18 protein-coding genes are annotated in these 19,885 nt (G+C 68.8%); 6 read left to right on the top strand and 12 right to left on the bottom strand.

Going from position 1 to position 19,885, the window contains the following annotated elements; genetic code table 11:
• Nucleotides 1–15 precede the first annotated feature (15 nt).
• On the top strand, nt 16–1,161 hold the full coding sequence (locus tag ABD188_RS02270) for a serine hydrolase domain-containing protein (RefSeq protein WP_344058119.1): 1,146 nt from the start codon (nt 16–18) through the stop codon (nt 1,159–1,161).
• A 41-nt stretch (nt 1,162–1,202) separates the two neighbouring features.
• On the opposite strand, the gene ABD188_RS02265 is transcribed toward ABD188_RS02270, so the two are convergent.
• The gene (locus ABD188_RS02265; RefSeq protein WP_344058117.1) at nt 1,203–2,021 is read right to left on the bottom strand and encodes a helix-turn-helix domain-containing protein; all 819 of its coding nucleotides are present in this window, start codon (nt 2,019–2,021) and stop codon (nt 1,203–1,205) included.
• A 71-nt stretch (nt 2,022–2,092) separates the two neighbouring features.
• Between ABD188_RS02265 and ABD188_RS02260 the strand changes: the two genes are divergently transcribed.
• Complete coding sequence (locus tag ABD188_RS02260; RefSeq protein WP_344058115.1) at nt 2,093–2,905, top strand: phytanoyl-CoA dioxygenase family protein; 813 nt, start codon at nt 2,093–2,095, stop codon at nt 2,903–2,905.
• 4 nt (nt 2,906–2,909) lie between these two features.
• On the opposite strand, the gene ABD188_RS02255 is transcribed toward ABD188_RS02260, so the two are convergent.
• The 8 genes from ABD188_RS02255 to ABD188_RS02220 are packed head-to-tail and all read right to left on the bottom strand — an operon-like array spanning nt 2,910 to nt 11,445.
• Complete coding sequence (locus tag ABD188_RS02255) at nt 2,910–4,658, bottom strand: D-apionate lactonase family protein (protein WP_344058113.1); 1,749 nt, start codon at nt 4,656–4,658, stop codon at nt 2,910–2,912.
• 1 nt (nt 4,659) lies between these two features.
• Nucleotides 4,660–5,421: an SDR family NAD(P)-dependent oxidoreductase gene (locus tag ABD188_RS02250; RefSeq protein ID WP_344058111.1), complete on the bottom strand. Its 762-nt coding sequence runs from the start codon at nt 5,419–5,421 to the stop codon at nt 4,660–4,662.
• Between the two features lie 27 nt (nt 5,422–5,448).
• Nucleotides 5,449–6,312, bottom strand: a complete 864-nt coding sequence (locus ABD188_RS02245; RefSeq protein WP_344058109.1) for a phosphogluconate dehydrogenase C-terminal domain-containing protein — start codon at nt 6,310–6,312, stop codon at nt 5,449–5,451.
• Nucleotides 6,309–7,103, bottom strand: a complete 795-nt coding sequence (locus tag ABD188_RS02240; RefSeq protein ID WP_344058107.1) for a sugar phosphate isomerase/epimerase family protein — start codon at nt 7,101–7,103, stop codon at nt 6,309–6,311. The genes ABD188_RS02245 and ABD188_RS02240 overlap by 4 nt, the downstream gene beginning before the upstream one ends.
• On the bottom strand, nt 7,100–7,858 hold the full coding sequence (locus ABD188_RS02235; RefSeq protein WP_344058106.1) for a triose-phosphate isomerase family protein: 759 nt from the start codon (nt 7,856–7,858) through the stop codon (nt 7,100–7,102). The genes ABD188_RS02240 and ABD188_RS02235 overlap by 4 nt, the downstream gene beginning before the upstream one ends.
• Nucleotides 7,858–8,328, bottom strand: a complete 471-nt coding sequence (locus tag ABD188_RS02230; RefSeq protein WP_344058104.1) for a ribose-5-phosphate isomerase — start codon at nt 8,326–8,328, stop codon at nt 7,858–7,860. Before ABD188_RS02230 ends, ABD188_RS02235 begins: the two co-directional genes overlap by 1 nt.
• A 1-nt stretch (nt 8,329) precedes the next feature.
• The gene (locus ABD188_RS02225; protein WP_344058103.1) at nt 8,330–10,066 is read right to left on the bottom strand and encodes a dihydroxyacetone kinase family protein; all 1,737 of its coding nucleotides are present in this window, start codon (nt 10,064–10,066) and stop codon (nt 8,330–8,332) included.
• Entirely contained in the window at nt 10,066–11,445 is a 1,380-nt protein-coding gene (locus ABD188_RS02220) for an MFS transporter (RefSeq protein ID WP_425561319.1), read from the bottom strand. Before ABD188_RS02220 ends, ABD188_RS02225 begins: the two co-directional genes overlap by 1 nt.
• Before the next feature lie 120 nt (nt 11,446–11,565).
• Here ABD188_RS02220 and ABD188_RS02215 point away from each other — a divergent pair, with 120 nt between their 5' ends.
• Together ABD188_RS02215 and ABD188_RS02210 are read left to right on the top strand one after the other, a co-directional pair.
• Nucleotides 11,566–12,303 (top strand): FadR/GntR family transcriptional regulator, encoded by a 738-nt coding sequence (locus ABD188_RS02215; protein WP_344058101.1) that lies wholly within the window; start codon nt 11,566–11,568, stop codon nt 12,301–12,303.
• Nucleotides 12,304–12,332: 29 nt separating this feature from the next.
• Complete coding sequence (locus ABD188_RS02210; RefSeq protein ID WP_344058099.1) at nt 12,333–13,583, top strand: D-arabinono-1,4-lactone oxidase; 1,251 nt, start codon at nt 12,333–12,335, stop codon at nt 13,581–13,583.
• A gap of 3 nt (nt 13,584–13,586) precedes the next feature.
• On the opposite strand, the gene ABD188_RS02205 is transcribed toward ABD188_RS02210, so the two are convergent.
• From ABD188_RS02205 to ABD188_RS02195, 3 genes are read right to left on the bottom strand one after another with little or no spacing between them, the layout of a single operon-like run.
• Nucleotides 13,587–14,942, bottom strand: a complete 1,356-nt coding sequence (locus ABD188_RS02205; RefSeq protein ID WP_344058097.1) for an MFS transporter — start codon at nt 14,940–14,942, stop codon at nt 13,587–13,589.
• Entirely contained in the window at nt 14,939–15,397 is a 459-nt protein-coding gene (locus tag ABD188_RS02200; RefSeq protein WP_344058094.1) for a MarR family winged helix-turn-helix transcriptional regulator, read from the bottom strand. The genes ABD188_RS02205 and ABD188_RS02200 overlap by 4 nt, the downstream gene beginning before the upstream one ends.
• Before the next feature lie 41 nt (nt 15,398–15,438).
• Nucleotides 15,439–17,070 (bottom strand): DHA2 family efflux MFS transporter permease subunit, encoded by a 1,632-nt coding sequence (locus tag ABD188_RS02195; protein ID WP_344058092.1) that lies wholly within the window; start codon nt 17,068–17,070, stop codon nt 15,439–15,441.
• Nucleotides 17,071–17,138: 68 nt separating this feature from the next.
• On the opposite strand from ABD188_RS02195, the gene ABD188_RS02190 reads away from it, so the two are divergent.
• The gene (locus tag ABD188_RS02190) at nt 17,139–17,990 is read left to right on the top strand and encodes an alpha/beta fold hydrolase (RefSeq protein ID WP_344058090.1); all 852 of its coding nucleotides are present in this window, start codon (nt 17,139–17,141) and stop codon (nt 17,988–17,990) included.
• 229 nt (nt 17,991–18,219) lie between these two features.
• Nucleotides 18,220–19,818, top strand: coding sequence for a glycoside hydrolase family 6 protein (locus ABD188_RS02185; protein WP_344058088.1), 1,599 nt, complete (start codon nt 18,220–18,222; stop codon nt 19,816–19,818).
• Nucleotides 19,819–19,885: the final 67 nt, after the last annotated feature.

Below are 19,885 nucleotides of genomic sequence, written 5' to 3'. Positions count from 1 at the left end.
CGGTCGGCGACTCCTATGTCTGCCCGTGTCTCGCGAACCGTCCTCGCCATCGTCCTGGTGACCGGGGCTTCGCTCGCCCTCAACGGCTGCATCCGCACGCCCGACGATCCCGACCGGCCCGACGTGGAATCGATCGCCGTCCAGATCGAGGAAGACCTCGACGAGTTCCTTCGCGACGGCGACGACGCAGGTCAGGTGCGGGCGGTGCTCGTCTATCACGATGGTGAGGCGGTTCTCGAGCGTTACCGCGGAGCAGACCCCGAGGACTATTGGGACACCCGGTCGGTGACCAAGTCGGTGATGTCCACCCTCGTCGGAATCGCCATCGGGCAGGGGATGATCTCCGGAGTCGATGCGACGCTCGGTGAGCTGCTGCCCTCCTACACCGCCGAGATGACGCCGGAAGTCTCAGCCATCACCCTGCAGCGGCTGCTGACCCAGACCGAGAACTTCCCTCTCGACCGCTCTGCCGACGAGACGTTCTGGGAGTCGCCCGACTGGATCAGGGCCATCCTCGCTCAGCGAGCCGCCGCCGGGCCAGGTGACGGGGCGTTCCGGTACTCGAACGCTGGACCTCACCTCCTGTCCGCCGTCCTTGTCGAGGCGACGGGCCGATCCGTGCTGGAGTTCGCGCGCGAGTATCTCTTCGAACCACTCGGCATCCCCGCAGACCCGACGACCGAGTTCGTCATGGATGGCGACGACGAACTCGACGGTATCGCGGCATACAACGCGGCCGACTTCGCCTGGCCGATGGACCCGCAGGGATTCCACAGCGGCTCTACCCTCCTGAAACTGCGCCCACAAGACCTGGCGGCGCTCGGTGTCGCCTACCTCGCGGATGGTCAGTCTCCGCGCGGAGACCAGGTCATTCCCGAGGATTGGGTTGCGACGGCCACCGCTCAACAGGTCGCCGGCGCCGAGGGCGAACTCGGCTACGGATACCTGTGGTGGACCCTCGAAGCGGATGGCGCGCGCGCCTTCGCGGCGTTCGGACTCGGTGGCCAGCTGATCGAGGTCGTGCCCGAACGGGATCTCGTCGTGGTCGTCGCGACCGAGTACGACGAGCTCGACCCGGAGCGCGATCTGAAGAGCGTCAGTCCCCGGGCGCTCACTGCCATGGTCTCGGCGTGGATCGCACCGCGCTTCGCCGCAGACTGATGCTCTCGCCGGATGACGCCGCCATGCACGCGCAGGGCATCTCAGGCCTGCGGAGTGCGCCGCCGATAAGCCGTCGGGCTGAGCCCGTGCAGGTGCGAGAAGCGCCGGGAGAAGTACAGCGGGTCGTCCCAGCCGACGTCCCGCGCGATCTCGCCGATCGCCCGGTCGGTCGAGTCGAGCAGCTGCGCTGCGCGGGTCAGTCGTTCACGCTCCACGAACGCCTGCGGCGGGATGCCGAGCGTGGCTGAGAACAGGTGGGTCAGCCGGGACGGCGAGAGCGTGGCGATGCGCGCGAGCGTGCCGACTCCGAGGTCGTCGGCGAGGTGCGCGCCGATGTGCTCCATCACCCGGATGAGCCTCTCATCCATACGACCTCGCAGTGGATTCTGCGTGTCGAGCCAGAGCAGGGCCGACTCGAGCGAGTTCACCGCGAACAGCTCCGATTGCGCGAGCGAGCCCACGGACGACCGGGCGCACGTGCGCAGGGCGCCGAGCACGCGCGACCGCACTTCACCTGGGACGTGCAGGATGCCCACCCCACCGCGCATCGGCCAGTCCAGGAGCGGCGACCACTCAGCGCGCGGGTGGAAATGCGCGTATGTCAGCGACCACGTGCGCATAGAGGTGCCGTAGTCGTGCTGCTGGTGCGGGCGCAGCAGCACGGCATCGCCGGCGCCGGTGACGATCTCGCCGGTCGGTCCGCCGACGCGCCCCGACCCTGCGACCGTGTAGATGAGCAGCCAGTCCGTCGTCCCCCGCTCGCGCCAGGTGTCGTAGTCGGAGCCTTCCGTGAACTCGCCGGCCACGAGTCGTATCACGTGCGGATGCGGCGCCTCGCGCCTGTTGACCAACCCCGTCATAGCAGGATCATCCATATCATCGCCCGATCATGCCATGGCTTGCGAGCGTCGCGAAAGGAAGAGTGGCGGTCATGTCGATGACGATCAGTCCCTCACCAGCCCTCTCCAGCGAATTCGACGAGCACGGCGTCGTGCACGCGAAGAGCCTCCTGACCCCCCAAGAGACCGCGGAGATCCGCGATGTCTTCATGGAGCAGGTCGAGCGCGACCGCACGCTCGGCTCATACGACCAGCTCCCCGCGGACGACGTGCTGGCTCGCTACCCGCGCTTCATCCATCCGCATCGCCGCACCGACCTCGCGATCGGTGGCCTGGCGCGTCGCTGGCTGCTGGACCCGCGGATCACGGGACCGGTCGAAGAAATGATGGGACCCGTCTACGCCGCCCAGTCGATGTTCTACTTCAAGCCGCCGACCGCGCGCGGGCAGGCGCTGCACCAGGACAACATCTTCCTGCAGGCGCATCCCGAGACCTGCATCGCCGCGTGGATCGCGATCGACGACTGCGATGAGGAGAACGGCGGGCTCAAGGTGGTGCCGGGATCGCACCGTTACGAGATCGTCTGCCCGGACGAGGCCGACCCCGAGGAGTCGTTCACGAACACCGCGATCACCCTGCCGGACGGCATGTCGGCTGTCCAGACCGAACTCGCTGCCGGAGACGTGCTCTTCTTCCACGGCAGCATGGTCCACGGCTCGGGGCGCAACCGGTCGGCAGACCGCTTCCGTCGCTCGCTGATCTTCCACTACGTGCCGGTGGACAGCACCGAGATCGCACGGTTCTACAACCCGCTGCTCCGCATGGACGGCACCGAGGTGAGGATCGCGGAGTCGGCCGACGGTGGCGCCTGCGGCGAGGGATGGGCGCCGACCGCACCCCACTGAGCCGCTAGGGCGAAGCTGTCAGAGCCGCGAAAGTCCCTGGCGCGAGGGATGCCGTCAGGCCACCGTCCGGCGTGACCACGTCTACGGTGCGCTCGATCCGCCCGATGTTGGCGACGAGCACGCGGCTGCCGGTGGAGGACTGTGCGCCGATGGCCCACAGCTCGCCGTCGGGACTGTCACCCGAGAGCAGATCGTCCGAAGCCGACGCAGCCATGTCGGCGAGCGTTGCCATGGCGTCATGCGCCGGCAGGGGGTCGCCTGCGACGGAGCGGATGCCGCGCGGCCCCCACTCCTCGAACCATGCGATGCTCGCGACCCCGGGTATCCCCAGCGCCGCGGCGCTCGCGATGGTCCAGGCCGCGAGCTCGGGCGAGGATTGGCGCGGATCCACGCCACCGGTGAACTCCGCGCCGTAGCCCTCCGCGAGGTCGTCGCGGGTCGGCCCGGGCTCGGCCGCCGTCGCCACGGGGTTGAAGCGCGGTCGCACCGTGACCGGCCCGATGTGGACGGGCGCACCGCCCGCCATCGCGATCGTCTGCTCGGCGATCAGTCGCTGGATCGAGACGGACTCGACGAGCTGCTCGGTGCCCAGCGTGTGGAACAGGGGCGTGATGGCCACCGTGATCCCGTCCAGATCGGTGGGGATGCGATCGTGCTCTCGGTTGTACTCGGTGAAGTGCGAACGCGCGCCCCCGATCACGGGCACCGTCAGGCCCGCGCTCGCGAGCGCCGCGCGCAGCGAGGCAGTGGCGGCGGCATCCGTCACGTGGCTTATCGGGTCGAAGATCGCGACTCGCAGCACGGGCAGATCGACCAGGGCTGTGGCCAGATCGTCGACGGTCGAGCCGGCTGCATCGCGGGCGAGCACGGCCCGCACGTCGAGCGGCAGTCCGCTCGCGGTCGCACGGGTGAGGGCCGCACGCCAGTTCGACGAGCCGAGGTCGAGTTCGACCAGGACCCCCTGCCCCACAGACGTGGCCGCCGGCGCGGGATCGGGCGCGGTCGCCGCGCCGACGAGGATCGCCGGGAAGGTCCCGCCGCGCTTCAACTCGATCCGTGTCGTCGATCCCGAAACCGGCGTCGCGGCCGGAGCGGCATCGGTCACCGCGACGGTGATCTCCTGCCGTACGCGCTCGCCGGCTTCGACCGCGTAGGGGAACGGCAGGTCGAGAGGTCTGCTGTACGTCTTGAACGAGGCGTCCGACCAGTTGCGCTGGTCCTCCATCTCGAAGACGTCGCCGGTGAACGCCACCTCGGCGGCGAGACCGTCGTGCCGCCACGCGAGGCCGGCGATGTCGAAGACGGGCTGGTGCGGATTGATCGGGACAGGGAAGCGGGATGACTCGACTCGCCCGCCGGCGTGGGTCACCGCGAGCTCGACGCCCGCGAGCTCGGGCGGGTGCAGCACAACGAGCCCCGTGCGGTTCGTCTGGAAGACCGTTGCGGACTCGAGATCGCAGACGACCTTGAGTCGATCCGCCCGAGTCTCGACGCGAACCACTCCAGCGAATGACGAGCCGAGGCCGACCGATCGGACGTGCAGGGTGAGCGTCGAGTCGGTCTCCCGCACGCGGTCCACGACGAGATCCGCAGTCGCCCAGTTGCGATCGCGCGCGACGGCCCGGATGCTGCGCAGCACCCGTCGGCCGCCGTAGCGGATCTCGGCGAGCTCGTCGTCGCGCAGTTCGATCGACCACTCTCCGCTCTGCCAGTGGCGGGATGGAGCGTGAGACGAATCCCAGGCGCTCGCCATGTCAGAGAGTGGTCATGCCGCCGTCGACGGCGAACAGGGCGCCCGTGGCGAACGCGCCGTCGTCGCTGGCGAGGTAGACCATGATGCCTTCGACATCCGCCGGACTGCCGGGTCTGCCCAGCGGGATGCGACCGACGATGGCTGCGCGTGCCTCGGGGTCGGACGAGATCGCCGTGACCAGGCTGGTCTCCGTGTACCCGGGAACCACGGTGTTCACCCGGATGCCGCGATCGGCATATGCCGCGGCCACCGTCCGTGCCAGCCCGTGGATACCGGCCTTCGATGCGCTGTAAGCCGTGAAGTCCTGGCCCTCGCCGTTCAGTCCGGTCGGGCTGCCGGTGAGGATGATGGAGCCTCCCTCGCCGCGCGCGAGCATCGATCGCACGGCGTGCTTCACCGTGAGGAACGTGCCGGTGAGGTTGATGTCGATCGTGCGCTTCCATACGTCCAGGTCGAGGTCGGCAGCTTTCGCGTCGTGGCCGAACAGCTGCACGCCCGCGTTGGCGACGACGACATCGGGGCTCCAGCCGGCCGCGTCGAGATCCGCGAAAGCTGCCGCGACCGAGTCCTCATCCGAGATGTCGAGCACCGCAGCGCGGGCGGACTCGCCGATCGACGCGACTGCGCGGTTCGCGGCATCCGCGTCACGATCGGCGATGATGACACGTGCGCCCTCGCGGGCGAAGCGCTCTGCGACGCCGAGACCGATGCCCGTGCCGGCACCCGTGACCAGCGCGGTTCTGCCTTCGAGGCGACCTGTCATGGTGAAACTCCTCAGCGTCCGGTCGAATCAGCGTTCGATGTGGTCCAGGTGCAGCATGCGGGCGAGGTTCTTGTCGAGCTCGTCGTCGCGGAAGATCTTCTTCCAATCGTCCTTGATGATGCTCTCGCGACCGTAGTCCATCGCGATCAGGCACGCATCACTGAACGGGTTGTCGCCGCGGAGGCCGTTGGCGAGCGCGACCTGCGTGTGTCCGTACAGGATGCTTCGCGCGGCCGCCTCGGGTACGCCCATGGTGTTGACGGCTTCGTTGAGCGCGTCGTTGAGCAGCGCGCCGATCATGCAGGCGACCGTCTCGACGAGCGTCGGCTCGAGCTGGGCGAGCTGCTTGATCGTCACCCAGTGGACGTCGATGATCGGGGCGTAGATCGCCCGCACGGTGGCCTCGACGATCGCCTGCTTGGCGGGGTCGTCGGACTCGATCGCCGCGATCGCGTCCTGCGGCGCGGCGATGCCTCCGAACGTGTCGGCCCACTCCTCGGGCGTCTGGCGCTGCAGGAAGATCGACGGGTGGCAGGGGTGCGCGACAGCCTGGATGACGTCGTCGCGAGTCGTGAGCAGGCCCGCGTACGCAGCGGCCGGGTCGAGCGTCAGCACGATCGACCCGCTCTTCATCTCCGGCACCACCTGAGCGGTGACAGCGCCGAGCGCCAGGTCCGGAACGGCGAAGACGACGATGTCGGCGTCGGCGACGGCATCCGCCAGTTCGGTGACCTCGCGTCCCGCCGCGCGAGTGCGCTCCTGCCCCGCGGGCGAGTTCTCCACGTAGAGGACGTCGTGTCCGGTCTTGACGAGGTTGTCGGAGACTCGCATCCCCATCTTGCCGCCGGCGCCCAGGACGGCGATCGTGTAGGCCTCTTGAGTGGTGCTCATGTCGTGCTCCTCAGGTATTCGAGTGTGATGCGGGTCCAGTCCCGCTCGGTGGTGATGGTGGATTCGGGGTCGCCCTGCCAGGGGAGCCAGTGCTCGACGATCTGGTTGATGTGCCGCTCGTCAGGCCGCACTGTCCGCAGCAGGTGGGGGTAGTCGTGAAGGCCTGTGCCCATCGCCGTGCCGCTGTACGTGAAGCCCACCCAGCCGTCCTGGCGGGCGAAGGCGAAGTCCTTCGCGTGGATGTTCTTGGTGAACGGCGCGCAGCGCTCGACGACCCGCTGCGGGGTCTCGAGTCGCGCGACCACGTTCGCGGGGTCGAGGCAGATGCCGAGCCGATCGGACCCGATGCTCTCGATGAGTCCGATGAGATCGTCGGTCGCGACCTGCTCGTACGTCTCCAGGGCGAGGGTGACGCCGGCCGCCTCGTATGCAGGCAGGGCCGTGCGCAGCATCCGCTCGGCCTGTTCGAGCGAGGGTCGCGAGTCCGGCGCGAACAGCATGCTGCGTACGAGTCGCGCGTCGAAAGCATCCGCGAGCCGCAGGAACGTCTCGAGGTGAGCGGGATCGATGCCCTTCGTGCCGAGCTCGATCTCGATCCCGAGGTCACGGGCGGCGGACGCGGCATCCGCGATCTCGGTGGCGCTCATGCTGAGCAGGGGCGGGTAGTCGCAGATCTGGAACAGATCGACATCCTGCGCTCGCGTGTCGCGGAGCACGTCGACGAGCGAGACCGGCTCATCGACCCGGTCGGACTGCTGCCAGAAGTACGCGTAGGACCCGAGGCCGATCATCGCGTTCCCCCGGCGTGTTCCGCGGCTTCGTCGAGCACCAGGACGAGGTTGTCCACGTCGTGCGCGAAGCGTCCGAGGAAGAGTCCGTCGACGGCATCCCCGAGTTCGCTGAGCAGGCCGGGTCCGGCCGACCCGCCGTAGATGACGGACGTGCCAGGACGCTCCGCGGCGGCTTCGCGGAGAGCGAGCGTCACGGTGCGGATGTGCGGGACCGGAGCGGGCTGCGGCGCGCCGATCGCCCAGACCGGCTCGTACGCGACGATCAGCGGACCGGCCGGCGCACCGTCGAGGGCATCGCGCAGCTGCGCGACGGTACGAGTCGCGGCCTCGGCGGCGTCGACCTGATCCACTTCGCCGATGCAGAGCACGGGTCGCAGACCATTGCGAAGGGCCGCCGCCGTCTTGGCTCGCACCACCTCGTCCGTCTCGCCGAAAAGGCGGCGTCGCTCGGCATGCCCGATCTCGACGACTCCCACTCCGACCTCGGCGAGCTCGGCCGGGCTGACCTCACCGGTGAAGGCGCCGGAGTCCTCGGCTGCGGCATCCTGAGCTCCCACGATCGTGCGGGTTCCCTGGAACGCCTCGAGCGCCGCGCCGATCTGCAGGTAGGTCGGGATGACGAAGAGCTCGACGCTTCCGTTCACGACGGCCGGGTGCCGAGCGGCTAGCTCGGCGACGCGCGCGAACCACTCGCGGGCCTCACGATGACCGAAGTACATCTTGAGGCTCACGCCGACGGTTGCGCGTGCGGCCATCAGCAGCTGCCGGTCTGCTCGTACTCGTCGATCGATGCGACCTTGGCCGCGGACGCCGAGGTCGGGTCGAAGCGGTACTCCAGCCATTCACGGGCGAGTCGGCGGGCGAGCTCGATGCCGACGACGCGCTGCCCCATCGTGAGCACCTGCGCGTTGTTCGAGAGCACGCTGCGCTCGACCGAGAAGCTGTCGTGAGCCGTCACTGCCCGGATGCCCGGCACCTTGTTCGCCGCGATGGCGACGCCGAGGCCCGTGCCGCAGATGAGCAGCGCGCGGTCGGCCTCGCCCTTGGCGACGAGCTCGGCCGCCGCGGTCGCGATGCGGGGATAGCCGGTGTGTCCGTCGGCGTCGACCCCGACATCCACCACTGATGCCACGCCGGGGTTCGCCTCGAGGTCGCGCTTGAGGATCTCTTTGTAGTCGTAGCCGGCGTCGTCGCAGCCGACGACGAGGCGGAGAGGTTCGGGCATGTCAGTTCCTTTCATCCGACGCGTCGATGAGGAGCGCGCCGATGGCGGTGGCGATGAGGGCGAGCGAGTGCGCGCCGGGGTCGGGGGTGCCGAGGCTCTTCTCGGCGTGTGGTCGGGCACGGCCCATGCGGGGGAGGAGGTCGGCCGTGGCGGCCGCAGCGCGGGTGGCGGCATCCGCCGCCTTCTGCCACGCGGCGGACAGTGTCGCGCCCGCGGCGACGCCCTGCGTGAGGGAGGCGCTGAACGGCACGAGTGCGTCGACCATCGTCTTGTCTCCGACCTCGGCCTTGCCGTACGCGGTGACTCCGTCGCTCGCCGCGGCGACACCCGCGGCGACGGATGCCGCACTCGGCGCGTCATCGTCGCCGATCGTCTCGCCGATCGAGCGGAGGATGACGCCCCACAGCGCTCCGGACGTTCCGCCGGCGCGATCCGACCAGGCGTCTGCGGCGTGCACGAGCACGGTGCCGGCTCCCGCTCCGCCCTCGACGGCGGCTGCGGCCGCTGCACGCGCGGCGCGGGCGCCGCGCTGCATGCCGATGCCGTGGTCGCCGTCGCCGGCGATCTGGTCGAGGCGGCCGAGCTCGTCGACGTGGGTGTCGATCGTCTCGGCGATGACGGTCACGGCGTGGGCCGCGAGGGCGGCCGCGGCTCGTGATCCCTCGCTCGCCGCCGGGATATCGAGGGTCGTCTCCGCGGAGGCGGCAGTGTCGTCGTGCGCGGCCGCGACCACCGAGCCGCGACGATACGCGGGGGTGTCGACGGGGGTGTCCCACAGTTCGGCGAGCTCGTCGTCCAGCCAGAGCAGGGTGAGCGACGTGCCTGCCATGTCGAAGCTCGTGCAGTACTCGCCGACATGCGGGTCGACGATCTCGACGCCGGCGTCGCCGAGCAGCTGCGCGATGCGGCCGTAGACGACGAACAGCTCCTCGTACTTGACGGAGCCGAGCCCGTTGAGGATCGGCACCACGCGGCCGCCGTTCGTCTGAGCGATGTCGTCGGGAAGCTCGGTGAGCAGCCGAGCGGTGAGCAGCTCGGCGAGTTCGTCGGCAGTCGGAACATCGGTCTCGTCGATACCCGGCTCGCCGTGGATGCCGAGGCCCACCGCCATACGACCCTCGGGCACCGAGAACAGCGGCTGTTCGGCGCCGGGGAGCGTGCAGCCGGTGAACGCGACGCCGAACGAGCGGGTGCGGTCGTTGGCCCGTCGAGCCACCGTGGTGACGCCGGCGAGGTCGTATCCCGCCTCGGCGGCGGCAGCCGCGATGCGGAACACGGTGAGGTCGCCGGCGATGCCGCGACGCTTGTGGCGCTCGTCGACGGATGCGCTCGAGATGTCGTCGGTGACGGTGACGGTCTCGCACGGGATGCCCTCGGCGCGCAGGCGATCCTGCGCCGAGTCGAAGTTCAGCACGTCGCCGGCGTAGTTGCCGTAGCTCAGGAACACCCCGCCGCCGTGCTCGGCGGCAGCGGCGACACTGTGCACCTGCTGGGTGGACGGTGAGGCGAAGAGATTGCCCATCGCGGCCCCGTGCGCGAGGCCCTGGCCGACGAGCCCGCCGAAAGCGGGGTAGTGACCCGATCCGCCGCCGATCACGACGGCGACCTGGCCGTCGGGCACGACCGTGCTGCGGACGACCCCGCCTGATACGCGTCGGACATACCGCCCGTTCGCCGCGACGAATCCGGCGATCATCTCGTCCGCGAAATCGGCGGGTTCGTTCCACAGCCTGGTCATCAGCGCTTCGCCTCCTGCTCGGCATGCGCGGTGGCGAGTCCGGCCGCGGTCACGGCGGCGCGGTTGCTGCGGGCCAGCAGGACCATCAGGATCGCCGACACCAGCATCACGCCGCCTACGATCATCATCGGCACCTCGTATCCGCCCGTCCAGTCGTGCACCGCACCCGTGATGAACGGGGCGCTGAATCCGGCCAGGTTGCCGACGGTGTTGATGAGTGCGACGCCCGCGGCGGCCGCGATCCCCGTGAGGAACTTGGTCGGCAGCGTCCAGAAGTTCGGCAGCGCGGAGAAGATCGCGATGGCGGTCAAGGTGATCACGGCGATCGTCGCGGCGGGGGAGCCGGCGAACAGGGCGAGTGGGATCGAGATCGCTCCGAGCAGGGCGGGTGCGACGATGTGCCACGTCCGCAGTCCGCGTCGTGACGCGTCGCGCGACCAGAAGTACATCGCGATCGCGGCGGGCAGGTACGGGATCGCCGTGATGAGCCCCTTCTGGAACATGTCGAACTCCGTGCCGGCCGCCGTCTGGAACCCGTCGATGATCGTCGGCAGGAAGAAGGCCAGGGCGTAGAGGCCGTAGATGAAGCCGAAGTAGATGAACGACAGCATCCAGACCCGTCCGCTGCCGAATGCGTAGCGCACCGATACGTGCTTCTCGGACTTCTCAGTCAGCTTCCGCTCCGCAGCGTTCGCATCCGTGAGCCACGTCTGCTCCTCCGCCGTCAGCCACTTCGCATCGGCCGGCTTGTCCTTGAGGTAGAACCACGCGATGACACCGACGACGATCGCGGGGATCGCGACGCCGAAGAACATGAAGCGCCAGCCTGCGAGGCCGAACACGGCGTCGTCCTGCTGGATGAGCCAGCCTGCGAGCGGGGCGCCGATGACCGTGGTGAGCGGCTGGGCCAGGTAGAAGAGCATCAGGATGCGGCCGCGGTACTGAGAGGGCACCCACAGGCTCAGGAACAGGATCGCTCCCGGGAAGAATCCCGCTTCGGCGACTCCGAGGAGGAATCGGAGCACCACGAGCTGCTCGAAGTTCTGCACCCACGTGAACAGCAGCGCGACGATGCCCCAGCTGACCATGATGCGCGAGAGCCAGCGTCGGGCGCCGAACTTGTGCAGAGCCAGGTTGGAGGGCACCTCGAGCAGGATGTAGCCGACGAAGAAGACGCCGGACGCGAAGCCGAATTGGGCCGCAGTCAGCCCGAGGTCCTCGTTCATGCCGTTCGGGGCGGCGAAGCCGATCGCGGTGCGGTCGAGGTAGTTGATGAAGAACATCAGCGCCACGAAGGGCACGAGCCGCAGTGAGACCTTGCGGATGGCCGACTTGGCGACGGGGGATTCTATGCCGGTCACGACGGGGGTGCTGTCCACGCTGACTCCTGTGATCGTCCTTGATTTCTGCGGCATCCGAATTGATGCCTGACTACATATTGGCAAACCGGTTGACCAATTGCAAGACCTGATCCGGGTTTTTCGCGCTAGGTTGTTCGCATGCCCGCCTTTCCCGACGACCGATCGGCAGAGATCTCCGCGTCGCTCGGCGCGCTGCCGAGCGGCACACCGGTGTCGGAGGTGGCTCGTCGCCTGATGGACCTCTTCACCAGTGGATCCATCGAGCCGGGTACGCGTCTGCCGCCCGAGCGCCACCTCGCTGCCACGCTCGGCGTCGGCCGTTCTGCGGTCCGAGAGGCGCTCGCCGCGCTCGAGATCCTCGGCATCGTCGATGTGCGTCCCGGGTCCGGTACGTACCTTCGCGGCACCGCGAGCGAACTGCTGCCGCAGACACTGCGGTGGGGGCTGCTCATCGGGCAGAAGAGCACAGCCGAACTGCTGGAGCTTCGCTCCGGGCTCGAGATCTACGTCGCGCGGCTGGCGGCCGCGCGCGCGGCCGGCGGGGAGCTCACGGCGATCTCGGGGCCGCTCGATCGCATGCGTGCCGAGGTCGACAATCTGCGGGCCTTCGCACGCGCCGACCTCGACTTCCACAACGCGCTCGCCGCGGCTGCGGGTAACGACACCCTGGTCGACCTGCTCCACGTGGTCCGCTCCTTGCTGCAGGTGTATGCCGACCGCGCCGTGCACGATGAGGCGGAGGCGCTCATCGCCATCGCCGAGCATGATGCCGTCTACCGCGCGATCGCGGCGGCCGACGAGGATGCCGCCGCCTCGGCGATGGCGACGCACATGGCCACCGCCTCGCAGCGACTCGCTGCCGAAGCGACGAACTGAGCCGCGATCCAGCGGATGAGGGAGCAGCGATGACCCGCAACTGGGCAGGAACCTACGAATACACCGCGCCGCAGACGGTGGCGGCGAGCTCGGTCGACGACATCCGCCGCGTCCTGGCGGCGCCCGGACGGGTGCGGGCCCTCGGCACGCGTCACTCGTTCACGGATCTTCCGGACACGACCGGCACGCTCGTCGATGTCACGGGCATCCCCTCGGAGTTCTCGCTCGACGCAGAATCGCATGCGGTCACCGTGACGGCGGGCACCCGCTACGGCGAGCTCGCGCTATGGCTCGAGGAGCGCGGCTGGGCGCTGCGCAACATGGGGTCGCTGCCGCACATCAACGTGGGCGGCGCATCAGCCACCGGCACCCACGGCTCGGGAGACGCCAACCCCGTGCTGTCGGCGTCGGTGCGCTCGCTGCGCTACATCGGCGCAGACGCCGAGGTGCACGAGGTTCGTCGCGGCGACACCGACTTCGACGCGCTCGTGGTGGGCCTCGGCGCCTATGGCATCGTCGTGACATTGACCCTCGACATCCGGCCCTCGTTCCGGATGCGGCAGGACATCTACACCGGAGTGTCGTGGGATGCGGCGCTCGGCGACTATTCCGCCGTGACCGGGGCGGGGTTCAGCGTGTCGGTGTTCTCTCGATGGGAGCCGGACTCGATCGGCCCGATTCTGGTGAAGACACGGCTGGAAGCCGACGACGGAGCAGTCCCCGACGCGATTCTCGATGGAGTGCACGCGGCCGATGAGTCGCCGCTGGGTGGCGGCGACAACGTCACCGAGGGGCACGGCGTCCCGGGGCCATGGCTGCTGCGACTGCCGCACTTCCGCCTGGACCGCGAGCCGTCGTTCGGCGACGAGATCCAGACCGAATACTTCGTCGCACGACGCCATGCCGCGGATGCGCTGCGCGCGGTACGCGCGCTGGGTGACGACATCCGTCCCCACCTGATCGTGACCGAACTGCGCACCGCCGCCGCCGACGACCTGTGGCTGAGCCCCGCCTACCAGCGCGACTGCGTGATCATCCACTTCACCTGGCACAACCACCGTGACGGGGTGTGGGCGCTGCTGCCGCCGATCGAAGAGGCGCTCGCGCCGTTCGACGCGCGCCCGCACTGGGGCAAGGTGCACCGGTTCGACCGCGCGGCCATCGAGCGGGTGCATCCGCGCCTCGCCGACGCCCGTGCGGTGTTCGAACGGCTGGACCCGGACGGGCGGTTCGTGAACGACCACCTCGTCCGCGTCGGGGTGCGTGAGGAACGAGGCTGACCCTCAGCCCACGCGGGAGCGGGTGGCGGCCATCCGCTCTTCCTGCGAGAGCGGGATCGGCGTCGTCGAGGCGACCTCGTCGCTGAACTGCTCTGGACCGACGACCGACATCGGCCGGGTCTCGTCGATCGTGAGCCGGAAGCGCTTGTCTTCGTGACGGTGCAGGCGCCCCGAGACCAGCAGCCACGTCGCGCCGATTCCGAACGCGATGAGGGCGGCGGCCGCTCCGATGAGGATCGCCACTCGCGGCCCGAACTGGGCCGCGACCCATCCGACGACGGGGGCTCCGATCGGGGTGCCGCCCATAAGGATCGCCATGTAGAGCGCGAGCACCCGTCCGCGCAGTGCCGGCGGCGTGGTGGTCTGCACATATCCGTTCGCCGTCGTGAGCATCGTGACCACCGCGAACCCCGTGAACATCAGCGTTGCGGCATATGCCCAGTAGGTGGGCATGAATGCAGACACCGACGCCGCCACGGCGAACAGCAGCGTGCCACCGATCACGACCCGGATGCGTGCCCTGTCGCGCCGCGCCGAGAGGAGCGCACCGGTCAGCGACCCGATCGCGAGGATGGAGCTGAGCAGGCCGAACCCGTCGGCATCCTGACCGAACTCGATCGCCATCGTCGAGGCGTAGATGGGGAAGTTCATGCCGAACGCGCCCACCAGGAACACCATTGCGAACGTCACCATGAGGTCGGGCCGGCGCCCGACATAGCGGAATCCGTCGGCGAGCCGCGATGAGCCCGAGGCCTTGACGCGGGGGATCAGCTCTCCGCCGCGGATGAGCAGGAGCGCCGCGATCATGCCGAGGAACGTGACGGCATTGACCATGAACACCCAGCCGGTGCCGACCGCGACGATGACGAGGCCGGCGACCGCGGGGCCGATCATGCGGGCCCCGTTGAACGAGGCCGCATTGAGCGCGACGGCGTTCGACGCATTCTCGCGGGTCACCAGGTCGGAGACGAATGCCTGACGCGCAGGGTTGTCGAATGCGGCGACGCAGCCGAGGGCGAGGGCGAAGCCGAACATGATCGGCAGGGTCATCATCCCGGCGAGGATGAGGGCGCCGATCGCGAGACCCAGCACGAGCAGAAGGCTCTGGGTGAGCATCAGCAGCTTGCGGCGATCGAAGCGATCGGCCACCCAGCCGGTCACTCCGACGAGCACGAGGGGCGGACCGAATTGGAGCGCCATCGTCACGCCCATCGCCGCGGCGTTGTTGTCGGTGAGTTCGGTGAGGACGACCCAGCTGAGAGCCGTCGCCTGCATCCAGGCGCCGATGTTCGACACCAGGGCGCCGATGAACCAGACGCGGTAGTTGAACACCGAGAACGAGCGGAACATCGCGCTCATCGGGCCACCATCCGCTGCATGATCTTCGCGGCGTCGGCGATGGTCTTCCGCTCGCGGGCGGTGAGGTCGGCCAGTGCCTCTTCGACCCAGGCATCCCGTCGCCGTGCCGTCTCGTCGACGACGGCGCGGCCTTCATCCGTCAGCGAGATCACGACCTTGCGCCCATCGGTCTCGTCCGCCGAACGGCGAACGTAGCCCGACTCCTGCAGACAGTTGACCGTTCGGTTCATCGACGGCGCCGAGACCCGCTCGCGATCCGCAAGCTCACCGAGGGTGTGCGAGCCGTGGATGAAGAGTCCGGCGAGCACCGCGAACTGTCCGTCGCTCATCGAGTCGACCGCTCGCTGGGTTCGCATGCGCCTCGCGAGCCGGAAGGTCGCGATGCGGAGTTCGGATGCCGACGCAGAGAGGTCGGCGGCGGGCTCGGTGTGGTGTGCGGGAGTGACGGTGCTCATGTAGTTACTTAGCATAGCTCATTAGTCATGCTAAGTAAATGTCAGACCGACGGTTCGGCGACTGCCGCCGCATCCTCCGTGCCCTCGTCGTCGCTCTCGTCCTTCGACCGCCCGGAGCCGAGTGAGAGCGTCGCGAGGAAGCCGAGCGTCAGGAATCCAGCGGCCGTGAACGCCGCGAGACGCGTGCCCTGCGAGAACGCATCCTTCGCGTCGTCGGCGATCGCGGCGGTCGTGGGGGATGCCTCGAGTCCCTGGATCGCGGCACCGGCACTGTCGACCACCGAGGAGACGACCTGGTCGCGCTGGACCGCCGGCACTCCCCGGTCATCGAGCGACGCGGTCAGGAACGCTGCCGTGCTCGTGAACAGCACCGTGCCGAGGATCGCGATGCCCAACGCGGATCCCACCTGTCGCGAGGTGGACTGGGTGCCCGACGCCTGCCCGCTCTCGCGGACCGGAACACCCGAGAGCACCACACCGGTCAGCTGCGCGGTCGCGAGCCCGACCCCGAAACCATAGACGAAGAGGAATGGCACCAGCCACCCCCAGGATGTGTCGGCGCCGACGACCACACCGATCCCCGCGACGCCGACGATCTCGGCGGCGAGGCCGACGCGCACGATGGTCACGGGCGCGATCCTTCCGCTGGAGGCGCCGGCGGCGCCGCTGGCCACGAACGATCCGATCGCCAGCGCCAGCAGCACGAAGCCCGTCTGCAGCGCATTGAAGCCGATCACGAACTGCAGCCAGAGCGGGAGCGACAGGATGATGCCGAACTCTCCGAGGGAGACGACCATCGCCGCCACGTTGCCGTTGCGGAACGAGGGGATGGCGAACAGCGAGAAGGCGATCAGGGTCGATCGACCCCGGCGCTCGCGGTAGCGGCCCCACGCGATGAAGCCGATGGTGGCGGCCACCGCGATGGCCAGCGCGAAGGGGATGGGCGAGACATCCCAGGGCCAGGTCCAGTCGCCCACACTCGGGGCTGTCTCCGTGGCCCACCACCCGTAGGAACGGCCCTCGATGAGGGCGAAGACGAGCGAGGCGCTCGCGATCACGGCGAGCAGTGCGCCGACGATGTCGATCGATCGATAAGACTCCTCGCGGGACTCGGCGACCGCGTACAGCACTCCGGCGATGATCAGGATGCCGAGAGGCACATTGATCCCGAAAGCCCACCGCCACGAGAAGTCCGTGGTGAGCCAGCCCCCCAGGAGCGGCCCGAGTGCGGCCATCCCTCCGATCGTGGATCCCCATACGGCGAAGGCGATGCTGCGCTCACGGCCGCGGAAGGTCGCGTTGATGACCGAGAGCGTGCTCGGCAGGACCATAGCTCCGCCGACGCCCTGCACGAGCCTCGCCGCGATCAGGAGGTCTCCGGTCGGTGCGAAGGCGGCTGCCACCGACGACACGGCGAAGATCACGACGCCGATCAGCAGCATCCGTCGTCGCCCGAATCGATCGGCGAGGCTGCCGAAGACCAGCAGCAGTGAAGCGAAGACGAGCGTGTAGGCCTCCTGCACCCACTGCACCTGCGTCGACGTGATGCCGAGGTCGTCGACGATCGAGGGGATCGCGACGTTGACGATCGTGGAGTCCACGATGATGAGCGAGACCGCGACGCTGATGAAGACGAGACCGAGCCAGCGGCGGCTTTGGAGATCTCTGGTCATTTAGCTAGCTTATCTAGCGAAATTGATATTGGGAGCACCGTGCGAAGCGCAAGCCTAAACTCGTCGGCATGCCCGAGTTCATCGATGCGTACGGCATCGCGATCGTCTACGACATCCACCCCGCGAAGACGACGCCGCGCGCGGTGGTCCAGCTCGTGCACGGCCTGGGGGAGCACGCGGGACGGTACGGCGCCCTGATCGACGCCCTCACCGCCGATGGCTTCACCGTGTACGCCAACGACCACCGTGGGCACGGCCGCACCGGTATGGCGCAACACGGGGGCGATGCCGCCAAGCTCGGCCGTCCGGGGCCGGGTGGGCTTCGTGCCGCCGTCGCCGCGGTCTGGCAGCTGACCCAGCTCGTCCGTTCGGACAATCCGGAACTCCCCCTCATCCTGCTGGGACACTCCGGCGGGTCGTTCATCGCGCAGATGCTGCTCAATGCCCACCCCTCCGCCTACGACGCGTTCGTGCTCACCGGCTCCGCGCTGCGCATACCCGGATCTCTCCACCCCGGCGGCCTGAATGCGAAGTGGCAGACGCCGGACGCGATGGGGACCGAGTGGCTCTCGTCCGACCTGGAAGTGGGCAAGGCGTTCATCGACGATCCGCTCACCACCACCTCGCCGGCTTCGCAGCTGTTCAGTCTCACCGACCAGCTGCGGTTCTACGGTCGACCGCGCAAGAATCTCGGTCGCGACATCCCGGCGCTGCTGATGGTGGGGCGGGACGACCCGGTGGGCGGCCCGCGCAGCGTGCACAAGCTCGCCGACGCCTACCGCACGCGCTCGGGACTCACCGACGTGACGACGCTCGTCTACCCCGGCGCGCGTCACGAGATCTTCAACGAGACCATGCAGGCGGATGTCCGCGGCGACCTGCTGGCGTGGCTCGACGAGCGGTTCCCGGCGCGCGACTGAGCGCGCCCAGCCAGCGGGCGGCGTCCCAGAGTTCGGCAGGAAACCCCTGGTTCGCGAGCGGAAGCCATCGCCTCCGTGCGCGCTCGCACCCTTGACGCCCGACCGTCGAAGCGGCATTCTGGCGACGTGCGCATGCATGGGAGCGCTCCCACGAGATCCCTCTCCACGGATGTGCACTCTCACCGCCGACGACGCCGTCGGCGCAGGCCGATGACGACCCCGGAGAGACATGACACGCACGACGAACATTCGAACGACCGCTCTCGCGGTCGCCGGCTCACTGGCGCTGGCGATGGGCGCCCTGGCACCGACCGCGGCCGGCGCGGCAGAGGACGACGGCGGACTCGCCGGCTCCGACCTCTACCTCAACCCCTACAGCACCACGCTCGAGGCGGCCCAGTCGCTGTCGGGTCAGGCGCGGGCCGATGCCCAGCTGTTGGGCAGCATCCCCTCCGCCGACTGGATCACGAAGGGCACACCCGCTGAGGCGCAGGCCGCAGTGGACGAGATCGTGGATGCCGCAGCCGCGCACGGCAAGATGCCGGTCATCGTGGCCTACAACCTGCCGTTCCGCGACTGTGCGCAGTACTCCGCCGGCGGGGCCGCCGACACGGAGGCGTACGAAGACTGGATCGACGGTGTCGCGTCGGGGATCGGAGGCCGTGAGGCGACGGTCATCCTCGAACCCGATGGCCTCGGCATCATCCCTCACTACACGACGCTCGACGGCAACCCTGAGTGGTGCCAGCCCGCCGAGCTCGATGCCGCGACCGCGGCATCCGACCGGTTCGCACAGCTGAACTACGCCGTCGACGCGCTCAAGGCCGGCGGGAGCACGTCGGTCTACCTCGACGGCACCGGAGCGAGCTGGCTGAACGTCGGCGAGATCTCGGACCGGCTGCTCAAGGGCGGCGTGCAGCGCGCGGACGGATTCTTCCTGAACGCCTCGAACTACCAGTTCACCGTCAACTCGACGTACTTCGGCACGTGGGTGTCGTCGTGCATCGCATTCGTGACCGAGAAGGCGGGCAGCTTCGCCGACTGCGGCAACCAGTACTGGAACGGCGGTCCGGCCAACAACTGGACGGGCGTCGCGATGTCGCAGTACGGCGAGTGGTCGGCGGATGCCGCAGACCCGGCGCTCAACACCGCCGGCGTCGAGTCCCGCTATGCGAGCCAGCTCGGCGACACCGTGCCGAAGACGCACTTCGTCGTCGACACCAGCCGCAACGGGCTCGGGCCATGGCAGTACCCCGCCGACACGTATCCGGTGCACGAGGACTGGTGCAACCCGCCGGATCGCGGTCTCGGAGCCCTGCCGACCACGTCGACGGACGACACCCTGGTCGACGCCTACCTGTGGATCAAGGTGCCCGGCGAGTCGGATGGCCAGTGCTATCGCGGCACGGGAGGTCCGCTCGACCCCGCCCGGAACATCGAGGACCCGGCAGCCGGCCAGTGGTTCGTCGAGCAGGCGCGCGAGCTGGTGTCGCTGTCGAATCCGACACTGGCCCCGCTCGACTGCCACGTGAAGGTCTCTGGAACGAAGGTCGGCAAGGCATTCATCGCTGCGCTGGTCGTGCAGAACAAGGGCACCGCCGCCGTCCAGCCGTGGACCCTGTCGTGGACGTTCGACGGCGCCCAGAAGGTCACGGCGGTGGTCGGCGGCTCGTACCAGCAGATCGGCGCGGATGTCACGGTGACCGCAGGCAAGCTGCAGCCGAGACTGGGCCCAGGCAAGAAGGCCGCGATCGTCGTCACCGGCAAGGGCGCGGCGAACGCTCCGTGGATCTTCTGGCTCAACGGCAGGGCTTGCACGACAAGCTGACGATCGCTGACGCACGTCGCGGGGCCATCTACCGACATCCGGCCCCGCGGCTCGCGTCGCGGTCTGC

Source organism: Microbacterium pumilum (genome assembly GCF_039530225.1).
Classification (GTDB): Bacteria; Actinomycetota; Actinomycetes; order Actinomycetales; family Microbacteriaceae; genus Microbacterium; species Microbacterium pumilum.
The sequence above is the reverse complement of the archived record's forward strand: the minus strand, read 5'-3'. Positions and strand labels throughout refer to the sequence as shown.

Excerpts from the sequence above, each read along its gene's own strand:
- ABD188_RS02245 (WP_344058109.1), bottom strand. The coding sequence starts at position 6,312 with ATGAGCACCACTCAAGAGGCCTACACGATCGCCGTCCTGGGCGCCGGC.
- ABD188_RS02210 (WP_344058099.1), top strand. The coding sequence starts at position 12,333 with ATGACCCGCAACTGGGCAGGAACCTACGAATACACCGCGCCGCAGACG.
- ABD188_RS02215 (WP_344058101.1), top strand. The coding sequence starts at position 11,566 with ATGCCCGCCTTTCCCGACGACCGATCGGCAGAGATCTCCGCGTCGCTC.
- ABD188_RS02240 (WP_344058107.1), bottom strand. The coding sequence starts at position 7,103 with ATGATCGGCCTCGGGTCCTACGCGTACTTCTGGCAGCAGTCCGACCGG.
- ABD188_RS02205 (WP_344058097.1), bottom strand. The coding sequence starts at position 14,942 with ATGAGCGCGATGTTCCGCTCGTTCTCGGTGTTCAACTACCGCGTCTGG.
- ABD188_RS02260 (WP_344058115.1), top strand. The coding sequence starts at position 2,093 with ATGTCGATGACGATCAGTCCCTCACCAGCCCTCTCCAGCGAATTCGAC.
- ABD188_RS02200 (WP_344058094.1), bottom strand. The coding sequence starts at position 15,397 with ATGAGCACCGTCACTCCCGCACACCACACCGAGCCCGCCGCCGACCTC.
- ABD188_RS02255 (WP_344058113.1), bottom strand. The coding sequence starts at position 4,658 with ATGGCGAGCGCCTGGGATTCGTCTCACGCTCCATCCCGCCACTGGCAG.
- ABD188_RS02190 (WP_344058090.1), top strand. The coding sequence starts at position 17,139 with ATGCCCGAGTTCATCGATGCGTACGGCATCGCGATCGTCTACGACATC.
- ABD188_RS02185 (WP_344058088.1), top strand. The coding sequence starts at position 18,220 with ATGACACGCACGACGAACATTCGAACGACCGCTCTCGCGGTCGCCGGC.
- ABD188_RS02235 (WP_344058106.1), bottom strand. The coding sequence starts at position 7,858 with ATGGCCGCACGCGCAACCGTCGGCGTGAGCCTCAAGATGTACTTCGGT.
- ABD188_RS02265 (WP_344058117.1), bottom strand. The coding sequence starts at position 2,021 with ATGACGGGGTTGGTCAACAGGCGCGAGGCGCCGCATCCGCACGTGATA.
- ABD188_RS02230 (WP_344058104.1), bottom strand. The coding sequence starts at position 8,328 with ATGCCCGAACCTCTCCGCCTCGTCGTCGGCTGCGACGACGCCGGCTAC.
- ABD188_RS02225 (WP_344058103.1), bottom strand. The coding sequence starts at position 10,066 with ATGACCAGGCTGTGGAACGAACCCGCCGATTTCGCGGACGAGATGATC.
- ABD188_RS02250 (WP_344058111.1), bottom strand. The coding sequence starts at position 5,421 with ATGACAGGTCGCCTCGAAGGCAGAACCGCGCTGGTCACGGGTGCCGGC.
- ABD188_RS02195 (WP_344058092.1), bottom strand. The coding sequence starts at position 17,070 with ATGACCAGAGATCTCCAAAGCCGCCGCTGGCTCGGTCTCGTCTTCATC.
- ABD188_RS02270 (WP_344058119.1), top strand. The coding sequence starts at position 16 with ATGTCTGCCCGTGTCTCGCGAACCGTCCTCGCCATCGTCCTGGTGACC.